General features: G+C 65.2%; 16 protein-coding genes. 10 read left to right on the top strand and 6 right to left on the bottom strand.

All coding sequences use genetic code 11. The features are described 5' to 3' along the window. Window positions 1-84 precede the first annotated feature (84 nt). A complete protein-coding gene (gene hslV / locus ACO550_RS02445; RefSeq protein WP_315593382.1) occupies window positions 85-621 on the top strand; it encodes an ATP-dependent protease subunit HslV in 537 nt (178 codons plus the stop codon). Between the two features lie 18 nt (window positions 622-639). After that, window positions 640-1,971, top strand: a complete 1,332-nt coding sequence (gene hslU, locus ACO550_RS02440) for an ATP-dependent protease ATPase subunit HslU (protein ID WP_315593381.1) — start codon at window positions 640-642, stop codon at window positions 1,969-1,971. Window positions 1,972-2,055: 84 nt separating this feature from the next. Here hslU and ACO550_RS02435 read toward each other — a convergent pair whose 3' ends face one another. Then, window positions 2,056-2,586: a DUF1775 domain-containing protein gene (locus ACO550_RS02435; protein ID WP_315593380.1), complete on the bottom strand. Its 531-nt coding sequence runs from the start codon at window positions 2,584-2,586 to the stop codon at window positions 2,056-2,058. A 261-nt stretch (window positions 2,587-2,847) separates the two neighbouring features. Here ACO550_RS02435 and ACO550_RS02430 point away from each other — a divergent pair, with 261 nt between their 5' ends. After that, window positions 2,848-3,168 (top strand): hypothetical protein, encoded by a 321-nt coding sequence (locus ACO550_RS02430; RefSeq protein ID WP_315593379.1) that lies wholly within the window; start codon window positions 2,848-2,850, stop codon window positions 3,166-3,168. A gap of 45 nt (window positions 3,169-3,213) precedes the next feature. Here the strand turns inward: ACO550_RS02430 and ACO550_RS02425 are convergent, their stop codons facing one another. Continuing rightward, window positions 3,214-3,807, bottom strand: a complete 594-nt coding sequence (locus ACO550_RS02425; RefSeq protein ID WP_315593378.1) for a response regulator transcription factor — start codon at window positions 3,805-3,807, stop codon at window positions 3,214-3,216. Further along, window positions 3,807-5,174, bottom strand: coding sequence for an ATP-binding protein (locus tag ACO550_RS02420; protein WP_315593377.1), 1,368 nt, complete (start codon window positions 5,172-5,174; stop codon window positions 3,807-3,809). Before ACO550_RS02420 ends, ACO550_RS02425 begins: the two co-directional genes overlap by 1 nt. A gap of 175 nt (window positions 5,175-5,349) precedes the next feature. Between ACO550_RS02420 and ACO550_RS02415 the strand changes: the two genes are divergently transcribed. After that, the gene (locus ACO550_RS02415) at window positions 5,350-5,850 is read left to right on the top strand and encodes a copper chaperone PCu(A)C domain-containing protein (RefSeq protein WP_315593376.1); all 501 of its coding nucleotides are present in this window, start codon (window positions 5,350-5,352) and stop codon (window positions 5,848-5,850) included. A gap of 42 nt (window positions 5,851-5,892) precedes the next feature. Here ACO550_RS02415 and ACO550_RS02410 read toward each other — a convergent pair whose 3' ends face one another. After that, window positions 5,893-6,831 carry a LysR substrate-binding domain-containing protein gene (locus tag ACO550_RS02410; protein ID WP_315593375.1) on the bottom strand — a complete coding sequence of 313 codons (939 nt, stop codon included), beginning with the start codon at window positions 6,829-6,831 and terminating at the stop codon, window positions 5,893-5,895. A gap of 64 nt (window positions 6,832-6,895) precedes the next feature. Then, on the bottom strand, window positions 6,896-7,117 hold the full coding sequence (locus tag ACO550_RS02405; protein ID WP_315593374.1) for a cysteine-rich CWC family protein: 222 nt from the start codon (window positions 7,115-7,117) through the stop codon (window positions 6,896-6,898). A gap of 222 nt (window positions 7,118-7,339) precedes the next feature. Between ACO550_RS02405 and argB the strand changes: the two genes are divergently transcribed. The 6 genes from argB to ACO550_RS02375 all read left to right on the top strand — a co-directional run bounded on the left by argB (window position 7,340) and on the right by ACO550_RS02375 (window position 12,973). After that, window positions 7,340-8,257: an acetylglutamate kinase gene (gene argB, locus ACO550_RS02400; RefSeq protein ID WP_315593373.1), complete on the top strand. Its 918-nt coding sequence runs from the start codon at window positions 7,340-7,342 to the stop codon at window positions 8,255-8,257. 75 nt (window positions 8,258-8,332) lie between these two features. Continuing rightward, window positions 8,333-9,331 carry a pyrimidine 5'-nucleotidase gene (locus ACO550_RS02395; protein WP_485994068.1) on the top strand — a complete coding sequence of 333 codons (999 nt, stop codon included), beginning with the start codon at window positions 8,333-8,335 and terminating at the stop codon, window positions 9,329-9,331. Next, window positions 9,328-9,984, top strand: coding sequence for a nucleoid occlusion factor SlmA (gene slmA, locus ACO550_RS02390; protein WP_315593372.1), 657 nt, complete (start codon window positions 9,328-9,330; stop codon window positions 9,982-9,984). Before ACO550_RS02395 ends, slmA begins: the two co-directional genes overlap by 4 nt. A gap of 284 nt (window positions 9,985-10,268) precedes the next feature. Further along, window positions 10,269-11,441 (top strand): homoserine O-succinyltransferase MetX, encoded by a 1,173-nt coding sequence (gene metX / locus ACO550_RS02385; protein WP_315593371.1) that lies wholly within the window; start codon window positions 10,269-10,271, stop codon window positions 11,439-11,441. Then, complete coding sequence (gene metW / locus ACO550_RS02380; protein ID WP_315593370.1) at window positions 11,438-12,049, top strand: methionine biosynthesis protein MetW; 612 nt, start codon at window positions 11,438-11,440, stop codon at window positions 12,047-12,049. Before metX ends, metW begins: the two co-directional genes overlap by 4 nt. Window positions 12,050-12,154: 105 nt before the next feature. After that, entirely contained in the window at window positions 12,155-12,973 is an 819-nt protein-coding gene (locus ACO550_RS02375; RefSeq protein ID WP_315593369.1) for a thioesterase family protein, read from the top strand. A 7-nt stretch (window positions 12,974-12,980) separates the two neighbouring features. Here ACO550_RS02375 and ACO550_RS02370 read toward each other — a convergent pair whose 3' ends face one another. Then, the gene (locus tag ACO550_RS02370) at window positions 12,981-14,261 is read right to left on the bottom strand and encodes a muropeptide transporter (RefSeq protein ID WP_315593368.1); all 1,281 of its coding nucleotides are present in this window, start codon (window positions 14,259-14,261) and stop codon (window positions 12,981-12,983) included. Window positions 14,262-14,335 lie beyond the last annotated feature (74 nt).

The following is a 14,335-nucleotide window of genomic DNA, read 5'->3' as shown; positions in this document are numbered from 1 at the left end:
AAGATCGTTGCCGGCATCGCAGCCTCTTGAAAGATCGCGCTGCGGCGCCACCTAGGCGGCAGACACCTCTCACGCAAAGGCACCATGGAACAGTATCACGGCACCACCATCGTCAGCGTCCGCCGCGGCAATCAGGTCGCTCTGGGCGGTGACGGCCAGGTCACGCTCGGCAATATCGTGATGAAGGGAACGGCCCGCAAGGTCCGGCGCATTTACAACGGCAAGGTGCTGGTCGGGTTTGCCGGCAGCACGGCCGACGCATTCTCGCTGCTCGACCGCTTCGAGGCGAAACTTGAGAAGTACCAGGGCAACCTGACCCGCGCGGCGGTGGACCTGGCCAAGGACTGGCGCTCGGACCGCGCGCTGCGTCGGCTGGAGGCGATGCTGATCACGGCAGACAAGGACACCACGCTGGTCATTACCGGCAACGGCGACGTGCTCGACCCCGAAGGCGGTATCGCGGCCATCGGTTCGGGCGGCGCGTATGCGCAGTCGGCGGCCAAGGCGCTGATAGAGAACACGGAGCTGGCACCGAAGGATGTGGTCGAGAAAGCGTTGACCATTGCCGGCGAGCTCTGCATCTACACGAATACCAACTTCGTCATCGAAACCCTCGACTGACGCGCTGAACGGATCCCCATGTCGCAAACCATGACCCCGTCGGAAATCGTTTCCGAACTCGACAAGCACATCATCGGCCAGAACAAGGCCAAGAAGGCCGTGGCCGTGGCGCTGCGCAACCGCTGGCGCCGCCAGCAGGTTGCCGATCCGCTGCGCCAGGAAATCACGCCCAAGAACATTTTGATGATCGGGCCCACCGGCGTGGGCAAGACCGAGATCGCGCGCCGCCTGGCCAAGCTGGCCGATGCGCCGTTCATCAAGATCGAAGCCACCAAGTTCACCGAGGTGGGTTACGTCGGCCGCGACGTGGACACCATCGTGCGCGACCTGGCCGAGATGGCGGTCAAGCAGACGCGCGAATCGGAAATGAAGAAGGTGCGCACCAAGGCCGAAGACGCGGCCGAGGACCGCCTGCTCGACGTGTTGCTGCCGCCGCCGCGCGATATCGGTTTCCAGCAGCACGAGGACAAGGATTCGAACACGCGCCAGGTGTTCCGCAAGAAGCTGCGCGAAGGTGAGCTCGACGACAAGGAAATCGAGCTCGAAGTGGCTGCCGGTGCGCCGAGCATGGACATCATGGGGCCGCCGGGCATGGAGGACATGACCGAGCAGATCCGCACGATGTTCGCCGGGCTCGGCCAGGGCAAGAAGGCGCGCCGCAAGATGAAGGTCAAGGAAGCGTTCAAGCTGCTGATCGACGAAGAGGCCGCCAAGCTGCTCAACGAGGAAGAGCTCAAGCACAAGGCCATTGCCAATGTCGAACAGAACGGTATCGTGTTCCTGGACGAGATCGACAAGATTGCCAGCCGCAGCGACGTGGGTGGTGGCGAGGTATCGCGCCAGGGCGTGCAGCGTGACCTGTTGCCGCTGGTGGAAGGCACGACGGTCAATACCAAGTACGGGATGATCAAGACGGACCACATCCTGTTCATTGCGTCGGGCGCATTCCACCTGTCCAAGCCGAGCGACCTGATCCCCGAACTGCAGGGCCGTTTCCCGATTCGCGTGGAACTGGAATCGCTGTCGGTGCAGGATTTCGAAGCCATCCTGACCCAGACCGATGCGAGCCTGACCAAGCAGTACCAGGCGCTGTTGAAGACCGAAGAAGTCGAACTGCAGTTCGCGCCCGACGGGATTCGCCGCCTTGCCGAAATCGCGTTCTCGGTCAACGAGAAGGTCGAGAACATCGGCGCGCGCCGCCTGTACACGGTGATGGAACGGCTGCTCGAGGACCTGTCGTTCCACGCGACGAAATCGTCGGGCGAGACCGTGACGATCGATGGCGCCTATGTGGATGAACGCCTTGGCGACCTGGCTGGCAACGAAGACCTGTCGCGCTACGTGCTGTAACGGACCGCACCGCGGGGCCAACAAAAAGCCGGACATCTGTCCGGCTTTTTTTGTGCCTGCGTGTCGCGCGTGGCGGACCGGACCCTAGTGGACGTGTCCCGCGTGCGAGCTTTCGGCCGGAATGACCTCGAGCGCCGGTGCGGGCGACTTCAGCTCGCGCGGGTTTTGTCCCGCGGCCGGGATCTGCGTCCATTCCGACTTGCCGTTCTCGCATTCCTGCAGCACCGGGAAGTAAAGCTTGCCGCCTTGCTCGGGCAGTTTCATCAGCATGCGGAATTCATCGAAATGCTGGTCGGCCAGCGTACCGCCGTACCAGCGGATCGTGCGCACATCGTCCTCGACAGTCTTGCCGTGCGAGGCATAGGGTTTGGCCAGCTTCGCACGTTGCACGTCGAGTTGCCATCCGGCCTTGGGCTGCGGATGCGCACCCTGCACGCCCTCGGGGATCGTCACGGTCAATGACTTCGTGGCGCTGCCGTTGCAGCCGTGTCCCACCAGCAGCACGCCCTTGAAATAGCTGCCTGCCGTCGCCTGTTTCTGTTCGAAGACGATATGGGCGGAGGCCAGCGGGGCGGCCACGGCGAGCAGGGCGGCAATCAGGATGCGCGGGGTCATGAAGCTTGCGGATGAGATGGGAAGTGCACCAGTCTAGCGCCCAACGCCGGCAACGATATGCGACGTGGTGACGCAGTGCTTGCGGCGTACCCCATTGGTGCATCGATGTTTCCATCTGTGCTCGCGCCCGTAAGGTTGGTAAGCATTGGTAAGCACACTGGCGCACCTGCGGCCCCCAATGAGACCCTTGCGCACCTTGCTGGTCGATGGACCAATGCGGGAGCCACCGCATTTTGCACAAACACCTAAAGGGAGTCAGCCATGTCACGCAACATTTCGCGTTCGCCCTTCTTCAAGAGCAACCGCGTGCGCAAGCGACGCGTGGCGATGGCCACCGCCGGCGTCGTGGGCGCCATTACCGCCGCCACGGTGTTCCTTTGCTTCCGGCCCGCCGTGGTGCCGAATGCCAATGCGGCCGCGGTACCCGCGTCCGTGTCGACCCGCGCCGCCGTGGCCGCCGAGGCAATGGCCTCCGGTGCGCTGGTCACGCTGGCCGATCGCCATGCCACCGATGCGGTGCGCATTGCCGATGCCTCGGACGACGACGATCTCGGTTGGGACTACGTCCAGTTGCGTCTCTGATCGCACCCTTTACCGCACCCCTCACCGCACCGCTTGCCGCGCCATTCAGCGCGACACCGGCCGCTTGCCAAGCTTGCGCTGCAGCGTGCGCCGATGCATGTTCAGCGCGCGCGCCGTGGCCGAGATATTGCCGCCGTGCTCGGTGAGTACGCGCTGGATATGCTCCCACTCGAGCCGAGCCACCGATAGCGGCATGGGCTCTTCCAGCGCGGCTTCAGCCGCTTCTTCCGAAACCCCCGCCATCAGCGCGGTCAGGATCGAATCCACGTTGGCCGGCTTGGCCAGGTATTCGTCCGCGCCCTGCTTGACCGCCGCCACGGCCGTGGCAATGCTCGCATAGCCGGTCAGTACCAGGATTCGCGACTCGGGCAGGGCATGCCGCAATGGCCCGACCAGATGCAGCCCCGATTCGGCGGCCGCGGTGCCGCCGGCCTCCGGAGGCGGCCCCAGGTGCAGGTCCAGCGTGACATAGGCGAACGGTGTCTTCGCGGCCAGCGCCAACGCGCTGCTGCCGTTGTGGGCCACCTGCACCGCATAACCACGGCGCGTCAGCGCACGGGCCAGCGTGCCCGAGAAGACCTCGTCATCGTCGATCACAAGGAAGGGCGTGGCATCGGGAGACGCTTGGGTGTCGGTCATCACGGTTGAAAGTCAGAATGAAGAATGGGCTGGCGAGCATCGGTGCGGGCCAGCGGCAGCCGCAGTTCGGTTATCGTGCCGCCGGCGGGATTGTCCAGCCATGCCAACTGGCCACCCAGCTGGCGCGCGGCGCTTTGGGCCAGGTACAGGCCGATGCCCTGGCCGCCATGGGTGCTGGCCACCGGCGATTCGCCAAGCCGGGCCCGCAGGGCGGCTGGAATGCCGTTGCCGTGATCGGTCACGCGGCATTGCAAGGCCTCGGCATCGCGTGCGATTGTCAGCTCCAGCGGCGGGCCCTTGCGATGGTCATGGCCCATCGCCTGCTGGCTGCGTGCGGCATTGTCGAGCACGATGGTCAGGATCTGGCTCACGCGCGCGGTGTCAACGGCCTGCGCGCCGGCATCGGCCACCACGTCGGCCTGCAGGCTGGCCTGCGGATGGCGCAGTTGCCAGCGTTCGACAAACGATCCGATCCACGCGTCGATACGCTGCGGCGCCAGTGTTTCATGATCCTCGCGCAGCCGTGCCAGGATCGAGCGGCACAGTTCGAGCTGCTGCTCCATTGTGCGCAGGTCGGGCAGATAGTCGGCCACGGCGGTGGTGCCGCGCTGCGTATCGGCAGCATCGGCGCGCAGTTCGCCGGCAATCACGGCCAGCGTGGCCAGCGGCGTGCCGATCTCGTGCGCCACGGCCGCGGCCTGGTCATTGAGCGCTTCGACGCGGGCCTCGCGCAGCAGCAGCTCGCGCGCTTCATTGAGCTGCGCATCGCGTTGGCGCAGTACATTCGACAGGCGCGCCACGAAGAACGCGATCATCACCGCGCTGGCCACGAAGTTCAGCCACATCCCCGCCAGGTGATAGTTCACCGCATTGTCGGGGTTGTGCAGATGCAGCGGCAGGTATTCCAGCAACAGCAGCGAATAGCAGGACAATGCGTAGACCGCCAGTACCATTACCAGCCGCCACGGCAGGATCGCCGCGGCAATGGCCAGCCCGGGCAGGTAGAACGATACGAACGGGTTGGTGGCGCCGCCCGTGTAGAACAGGATGGCCGACAGCGCCGTCAGGTCCACCATCATCTGCACCATCAGTTCGCCGTCGCCCGGCATCGTGTTGTGCACGGCATGCCAGCGCAGGCGCGCCACGGTGTACAGGTTGAACACGGCCTGCACCACGAACAGGAACAGCAGCGGCTGGTAGGGCAGGATGATGCCGGCCACCGATTCGCAAGATACCAGCAGCGTTGCCTGGCCCGCCAGCAGCGCCCAGCGCAGCCAGCACAGGCGGCGCATGCTGACCAGGCTGTGGCGTTGCGCCGGCATGCCGAGGATGGCGGAGAAGGGGGGCAGGTCGATCGAGGAATGCATGGCGCGAGTGTAGCAATGCCGGCGTCATCCGCCCGCCGTGCGACACCTTGCCGCATTCTGGGCGGGCTGCGGCACTGCCAGACTATCCGGCTACATGCACCCGGGGCCGCGCCGTGGTCTAATGACCACCCCTGAGCCCGCCCATTATTCGAGCCCAATCGCGGAGATGTTCCAGATGTTCCATTCCCAAGCCAAAGTCCGCGCGGCACGCGCTGCTTCGATCGTTACCCTGGGCCTGGCTGGCCTGCTGGCCAGCGCGCACGCCATGGCGCAGGTCGATGTCAGCGACGCGTGGGTGCGCGGCACCGTGCCGGCCCAGACCGCGTCCGGCGCCTTCATGACGCTCCATGCGCATGAGGCCGGCAAGCTGGTAGGTGTGTCGTCGCCAGTGGCCACCGCCGAGATCCATGAAATGAAGATGGACAGCAACAACGTGATGCGGATGCGCCAGGTGCCGGCATTGGACCTGCCGAAGATGCAGGACGTCCAATTGAAGCCGGGCGGCTATCACGTGATGCTGATGGGCCTGAAGCAGCAACTGAAGGCCGGCGACACGGTGCCCATCACGCTGAAGATCGAGCAGAACGGCAAGGTGACCGAGCAGACGGTCACGGCCCAGGTGCGCGACGTGACCGCGCCGGCCCCGTCCGGTGGCCACATGGACCACAAGCACTGATCGGCGTCTGATTCCGGACCGTGATTCCGGACCCTGCGCGGCTTACCCGCGCAGGCTGATCGCCGCTTCGCTTTCCGCGTCCGGCTTGGCCGCGGCCTGCTGCATGCGCTCGCGCAGCCAGGTCAGGCCAGGATCCGCGTCGGCCTTCTCGGGCCAGATCATGCTGTATGTGAAGCCAGGGATCGTGAATGGCGCCTCGAAGATGGCCAGCCGGTCGTCGGCGAGCGCCTCGAGGCTGCGCCGTGCGGTCGTCAGGACCATGTTGGTACCCAGGATCAGCCCCGGCGCCACGCTCCAGTGAGGGATGGCGCACGCAATCTTGCGTCGTCCGCCAAGTCGCGTCACGGCCGCATCGATGGCTTCGCCACGCTCGGTGGTGGCGGTGACCAGCACGTGCGAGCGTGCCAGGTAGGCCACGTGGTCGAGCCTGCCGGTATCGCGTACCGTCGCGGCATCCACCGCGCACGCAAAGTCGTCGTCGAACAGCACCGCGGTGCGGACGCCCTCGGGTTCGAACGCAAAGGCGGCCAGCGCAATATCGAGTTCCCCATCGGCAATCTGCGCGGTCATCGTCTCGCGGCTGGCCTGCGTCACCACCAGGTCGATATTGGGCGCGGCCTTGCGCAAGGCGCGCAACAGGCGCGGCAGCACCACCAGCGCACCGTAGTCGGACATCGCCAGCCTGAACGTGCGCCGTGCCGTGGCCGGCTGGAAGCCGCCCGGCCCCAGCAGGATGCGCACCTGCGCCAGTGCCTCCGCCAGCGGGCCGGTCAGCTCGTGGGCGCGCGGGGTCAACACCAGGCCACCCTGTCCACGCACCAGCAACTGATCGTCCAGCAACTGTCGCAACCGCGCCAGCGAATGGCTCACGGCCGGCTGGCTCAGCTGCAGCCGCAGCGCGGCGCGCGAGATATGGCGTTCGGCCAGCAGTGCTTCCAGCACCACCAGCAGGTTGAGGTCGATTCCGCGTAGGCTATTCATGTCGCGAATGTTAAACCGGACTGCGCCCGTTTTGTCATTCGCAAAACGTAAAACGCAGAATTTTTCAGGAACGCTTCGGAGGTGTCTCGGCCTGACGTCGTTTCAGGCAGTCCGGGCACAGGCAATGCTGGCCCGCCACGATCTGGCGCGAGGGCAGCAGAGGCTGGCTGGCGCACCAGCATTCCGGCAGGCCGGCCACGTAGCCGCAGACGAAAGCGGCGCCGCAAACGCTGCAATGTTCGACTGGACGAAGCTGTCCGGTCTGGATCGTCGACGGGTCGGTCATGGCATATACCGTTGTTGCATTGCCGCGATTGCTATGTGGTCGCCGGTTTCTTGTAAAATCGGCGCCTGCCGTGGCCGGATGACGCACTCGGGGTTCCAATCCTCCCCTGGTGGTCCTGCTCCCAGACGGTTTTTGCCGCAACGCCGGCCTCGCCCGTATCGCCTTATCCGGCGGACGGTTCGCCATGATACCTGCTCTACATCACACGGAATGTCCGAAGCCATGAACGCTGACAATCCTGGGGCTGCCGCCACGACGGTTGCGGCCATCGCCCCCGCCCTCAAGGCTGAAATCCTTGCCGAGGCGCTTCCTTATATCCGCAAGTTCCACGGCAAGACCATTGTGGTCAAGTACGGCGGCAATGCGATGACCGAGGAAAAGCTCAAGCACGGCTTCGCGCGCGACGTGATCCTGCTCAAGCTCGTGGGCATGAATCCGGTGGTGGTGCACGGCGGTGGTCCGCAGATCGACGAAGCCCTGAAGAAGGTGGGCAAGGTCGGCACCTTCATCCAGGGCATGCGCGTCACCGACGAAGAAACCATGGAAGTGGTGGAATGGGTGCTCGGCGGCGAAGTCCAGCAGGACATCGTCATGCTGATCAACCAGTACGGCGGCCAGGCAGTGGGCCTGACCGGCAAGGACGGCGGCCTGATCCGCGCCAAGCGCCTGCAGATGCCGGACCGCGAGAACCCGGGCACGTTCATCGACATCGGCTTCGTGGGCGATATCGAGGCGATCAACCCGGCCGTGGTGAAGGCACTGCAGGATGACGCGTTCATCCCGGTGATCTCGCCGATCGGCTTCTCCGACGATGGCCAGGCGTACAACATCAACGCCGACGTCGTGGCCGGCAAGATGGCCGAGATCCTGAAGGCCGAGAAGCTCGTCATGATGACGAACATCCCGGGCGTGATGGACAAGAAGGGCAACCTGCTGACCGACCTGTCCGCGCGCGAGATCGAGGAGCTGTTCGCCGACGGCACGATCTCGGGCGGCATGCTGCCCAAGATCTCGTCCGCGCTGGATGCCGCCAAGAGCGGCGTGCATTCGGTGCACATCATCGACGGTCGCATCGAACACTCGCTGCTGCTCGAAATCCTGACCGAACAGGCGTTCGGCACGATGATCCGCTCGCACTGAGCGCGCCAGTACCACGGAACCCGCCGCGTGCGGGTTCCCGGTTTCCTTCATTCCCTTTCAGGTCCACAACCCAGCGTGTTTATCCGACAGCCCACCCAGCGTCGCGGCCTGGTGCGCGCGCGCGCCGCGTCCGCCCACCGACCGCGCCGGCATTTGCGCCGGGACGCGGTCGGCGACACGTCGGGCGAAACGGTATGGCTGTTCGATCTCGACAATACGCTGCACGATGCCTCGCACGCGATCTTTCCGGCGATCAACCGGATGATGACGGCCTATGTGGCACGCGTGCTGGGCAGTGACGAGGCGACCGCCAGCCGCGTGCGCGTCGAATACTGGAAGCGCTATGGCGCAACGCTGCTGGGCATGATCCGCCATCACCAGGTGGATCCGGCTGATTTCCTGCGCGCGGCCCATGACTTTCCGGAGCTGGCCGCGCTGGTGCGGGTGCGGCGGGGCCTGGTGGCGGCACTGCGCCGGTTGCCGGGCCGCAAGATCCTGGTCACGAACGCACCGCGCGACTATGCGCATGCCGTGATGGCCGTAGCCGGTATCGAGCACTGTTTCGAACGGGTGGTGGCCATCGAGGACATGTGGGTGCACGGCCACCTGCGTCCGAAGCCCGACCGGCGCATGTTGCGTCGATTGCTGGCGCAGACCGGCGTGGCGCCGCACCGGGTGGTGCTCGTGGAAGACACGCTGTCGCATCTGAAACACTATGCGGGCACCGGCATCCGCACCGCGTGGCTGACCGGTTTCCTGCGTACGGCCGCGCCATCGCGCCCGCACCTCGTATCGGCCCAGGCCGGCGCGGCACGCGACGAAGCCACCCGGTCGATGCTGGCGGCGGAAGATCGCCAGCATATGGGCCACGCGGCACAGGAACGGTCGGTGACGCTGGTCGCGGCCGAGAGCCAGGACCCGACAGCGGCCCAGAGTGCGGCAACGGCGCCACAGATGCAGCCCGATCACGCACCGCAAGTGCGTGCGCGCATGCTGAATCGCCCGGGTTATGTGGACATAAAAGTACAATTGATGCATCAACTCCTACGACAAAAGCGGAGAATCGGGTCATGACGCAAACCATCGCTCGCCAGGCTGAGGCGCCTATGTCCGCCATCGCATCGGTCAACGAGCCGGAGACCCCGGCACGCAAGCGCCCACGTCCGGGCGAACGCCGAATCCAGATCCTGCAGACGCTGGCCAGCATGCTCGAGCATCCGCGCGGGGAAAAAATCACCACGGCCGCGCTGGCCGCGAAGCTGTCGGTCTCCGAGGCCGCGCTGTATCGCCATTTCGCCAGCAAGGCGCAGATGTTCGAAGGGCTGATCGGCTTTATCGAACAGACCGTGTTTGGCCTGATCAACCAGATCACCACCCAGGAGGAGCACGGCCTGCGCCAGGTCCACGCGATCGTGCGCATGCTGCTGACGTTCGCGGAAAAGAATCCGGGCATGACGCGCGTGCTGACCGGCGAGGCGCTGGTGGGCGAGCATGAGCGCCTGCAGGAACGTATCAACCAGATGGTGGACCGTATCGAAGCGTCGCTGCGGCAGTGCCTGAAGGTGGCGGTCACGCAGGCCGCATTCCCGGCCGATGCGGATATCCCGGCGCGGGTGGCGCTGATTACCGCCGCCGTGCAGGGCCAGTGGCACCGCTACGCCAAGAGCGGATTCCGCAAAATGCCGAGCGATAACATCGACGCGCAACTGCGCGTGCTGCTGGGCTGATCCGCGCAAAAAACATCGGGAACGGGCACGACACGCGGTTTGCACTATAATGTGCGGGTCGCGCCGATTTGATGACTGGCTTGCGGGCGCGCGGCAACGGGAAGATGTCTTTCCGGTTGCCAATATAAATGCGGCTAAAGAGGTTGGGTCGGTGCCTCGCGGATGGTTCATCCACATGATTGGCGCCGACACGCGGGACACCGCGGAAGCCCGACTTGGCTGCGAATCCAACGCATTGGCCGGTCGGGTTTTTTTACGCCTGCTGATTGACGCGGGCCCGCTCCATGACCGATGTCGCTCCTCCCGCTGGTGTACTCGACGTGCCGACCGATTCCGTCGGTGTCGTCACGCCCCAGCGTCTGCATTTCGCCGAGCCCCTGAAGCTGCGTAACGGCAGCCAGCTGGCCGGCTACGACCTGATGGTCGAGACCTATGGCACGCTCAATGCGGCGCGCAGCAATGCCGTGCTGGTGTGCCACGCACTCAATGCCTCGCATCACGTGGCCGGCATCGCCGCCGACAATCCGCGCGATATCGGCTGGTGGGACAACATGGTCGGCCCCGGCAAGCCGCTCGATACCGACCGCTTCTTCGTGATCGGGGTCAACAACCTCGGGTCGTGCTTCGGTTCCACTGGACCCATGAGTACCAACCCTGCCACCGGCATGCCGTATGGTGCGCTGTTCCCGGTGGTGACGGTCGAGGACTGGGTCAATGCCCAGGCGCGTGTGGCCGACCTGTTCGGCATCGAGCAGTTTGCCGCGGTCATGGGCGGCAGCCTCGGGGGCATGCAGGCACTGGCCTGGAGCCTGATGTATCCGGACCGCCTGCGTCACTGCATCGTGGTGGCGTCGACGCCCAAGCTGTCGGCGCAGAACATCGCGTTCAATGAGGTCGCGCGCAGCGCAATCCTGTCCGACCCCGACTTCCATGGCGGCAATTACTATGCGCACAACGTCAAGCCCAAGCGCGGGCTGCGCGTGGCGCGCATGATCGGCCATATCACGTACCTGTCCGACGAGGACATGGCCGAGAAATTCGGCCGCACACTGAAGGCCGAGGATATCCGCTTCTCGTTCGACGTCGAGTTCCAGGTGGAAAGCTACCTGCGCTACCAGGGCGACAAGTTTGCCGAATACTTCGACGCCAACACCTATCTGCTGATCACGCGCGCACTCGATTACTTCGACCCGGCGCTGGCCTTCAACGGCGATCTCACGAAGGCGATGGCGCAGACCAGTTCGAGCTTCCTGGTGGTGAGCTTCAGCACCGACTGGCGCTTCGCGCCGAACCGCAGCCGCGAGATCGTCAAGGCGCTGCTCGACAACAAGCGGCGGGTGTCGTACGCGGAGATCGACGCCCCGCACGGCCATGACGCGTTCCTGCTGGACGACGCGCGCTATCACAACCTGATGCGGGCCTATTACGAACGCATTGCCGAGGAGATCGGTGCATGAACGCCGCTACCAATCCCAATATCCTTGCCTTGCGTCCCGATTTTCGTGCGATCGCGCGCTGGATCGAACCCAATTCCACGGTGCTGGACGCGGGCTGCGGCGATGGCAGCCTGTTGCGCGTGCTGCAGGACGAGCTCGACGTGCATGCCTACGGCATCGAGATCCGTGATGAAGAGGTGCTGGCCTGCGCGCAGAAGGGCGTGCACGTTATCCAGCAGAACCTGGAGGGCGGCCTGGCGCTGTTCGAGGACAAGAGCTTCGACACGGTGATCCTGTCGCAAACGCTGCAGACCATCCACAACACGGCCCAGGTACTGCGCGACACGCTGCGCGTGGGACGCGAATGCATTGTCTCGTTCCCGAATTTTGGCTACTGGCCGCACCGCCTGTCGGTCTTCCGTGGCCGCATGCCGGTATCCGAGTCGTTGCCCTACCAGTGGTACAACACGCCGAACGTGCGCGTGCTGACGATCAGCGATTTCGAGGAACTGGCGCCCAAGGTGGGCCTGCGCGTGCTGGACCGCGTGGTCATGCATGAAGGCGTGACCGTGAACTGGGGCTTCAACTGGCGTGGCAGCCTGGCGGTGTACCGGGTGGGGGCGGCTTGACAGGCCGAACAGGCTGACCGTCCCTAGCTTGACGCAAGCCTCTGGCAGGCATACCGTACGGTAATTACCGAACGATCGTACGATTTTCCTGCCGCTTTTCCTGCCATGACGCAAACGCCCCTGCATCCGCTCGATCAAGCCCTGCAACTCGAACCTGCCGGCGAGCACCGTTTCCTGGGACATACCAGCCAGGCCTACTGGAACATGATCGGGCCGTTCGGCGGCGCCACGGCGGCCGTGATGCTGCAGGCGGCCCTGGACCACCCGCAGCGGCTTGGCGACCCGAGTGCGCTGACCGTCAATTTTGCCGGCCCGATTGCCGAAGGCGCGTTCGAGGTCATCGCCCGGCCATCGCGTACCAACCGGTCGACGCAGCACTGGCATCTCGAACTGCTGCAGAACGGCGAGATCACCACCACGGGCAGCGCCGTGTTTGCGGTGCGCCGTGATACGTGGAACTGCGGCGAGGCCGCGATGCCCGATGTACCGGGCGCCGCTACGCTACCCCGGATGGGTGGCTTTGCCCCGGTCAAGTGGATTGGCAGCTACGACATGCGCGCAGTGCGCGGCGCCAAGCCCAACGCCGTGGCGGGCACGGAAAACCCCGACAGCCTGACCCAGTTCTGGATTCGCGACGAACCGCCGCGCGTGCCGGACTATGCCGCCATCGCCGCATGGTGCGACGCGTTCTATCCGCGCATTTTCCTCAAGCGTGCGGGCTTCGTGCCGGCAGGCACGGTGTCGCTGACCACCTATTTCCACGCCGATGCGGCCACGCTGGCCGCGCTCGGCGAGCGCCATGTACTGGGCAGCGCGCAGGCGCGCGTGTTCCGCCAGGGATTCTTTGACCAGAGCGCGGAGATCTGGAGTCCGGACGGTGAGCTGCTCGCCAGCTCGCACCAGATCGTCTACTACAAGGAGTAAATCAGGCTCAGGCCGGGCGCGCGACTGGCGTCTCGGCAGGCTCGCGGGCCTGCGCTTCGTAGCGGTGGACCGTGTTGCGCATCGCCCAGAGCAATGCCACGCCCGGTACCGCGGCCAGCACGGTACCCAGGTAGAACGGCGCCCAGCCCCATGCCTCGACCATATAGCCCGAGGTGGGGCCCACGTAGACTCGGCCGATCGAGGCCAGCGCCGACAGCAGCGCATACTGCGTGGCCGAGAACGAGCGGTTGCACAGCGTCATCAGCAACGCCACGAAGGCAGCGGTGCCCATGCCGCCGCAGAGGTTCTCGATGGCAATGGTGGCGCCCATCGACCACAGGTGCGGTGGCGTCACCGACAGGATCCAGTAGCCGAGGTTCGACACGGCCTGCAGGATGCCAAACAGCATCAGCGACCGATACAGGCCCAGGCGTACCATCAGCGACCCGCCAAACAGCGCCCCGACGATGGTTGCCGCCAGCCCCAGCGTCTTGTTGACGATACCGACTTCGCCCGGATCAAAGCCCAGGCCGCGGATCAGGAACGTGGTCGACAGGCTGCCCGCGAACGCGTCGCCAAGCTTGTACAGCACGATCAGCAGCAGCAGCCACCACGCACCCTGGCGGCCGAAGAAATCACGCAACGGGCCCAGCACCGCTTCTTCGAGCGAGCGCGGCGCGCGCGCCGGCACGTCCGGTTCCGGTGCCCAGAACAGCGTCAGCAGCCCCACGCCCATCAGCCCCGCCATCAGCAGGTACATGTTCGACCAGCCCAGCACGCGGTCCGCCAGGTACAGCGCCAGCCCGCCCGACACCAGCATCGCCAGCCGGTAGCCGAGCACCTTGACCGCGGCGCCCGCGCCGCGTTCCTCGGGCCGCAGCACATCGGTGCTATACGCGTCGAAGACGATGTCCTGTGACGCAGACAGGAATGCCACCAGCGTGGCCAGCGCCGCGAGCGTCCATAGTGCCTGCTGCGGCGGACAGAACGCCATGGCCGCGATGGCCGCTACCAGCCCAAGCTGCGTCACCAGCAACCAGCCGCGCCGCCGCCCCAGCAGCGGCGGGGTGTAGCGGTCCATCAGCGGTGCCCAGAGGAACTTGAAGATATAGGCCTGTCCGACCAGCGAGAAGAAGCCGATCGTCTTGATGTCGAGCCCTTCCACGGTCATCCATGCCTGCAGCGTGCCGGAGGTCAGCGCCAGCGGCAGGCCGGACGCGAAGCCGAGCGTGAGCATGGCGCCCATGCGGCGGTTGCGGAAGATGTCGAGATAGGTATGGAAATTCATGATGGGGAAGCGCCAGGGCTGGCGTGTATTATTGCATCACCGTTCGGGCTGCCCCCGAACTCGTCACGACTTCT

It is taken from the genome of Cupriavidus sp., assembly GCF_057315035.1.
Note: the sequence above shows the minus strand (reverse complement) of the source record. Positions and strands in the feature narration are given on the sequence as shown.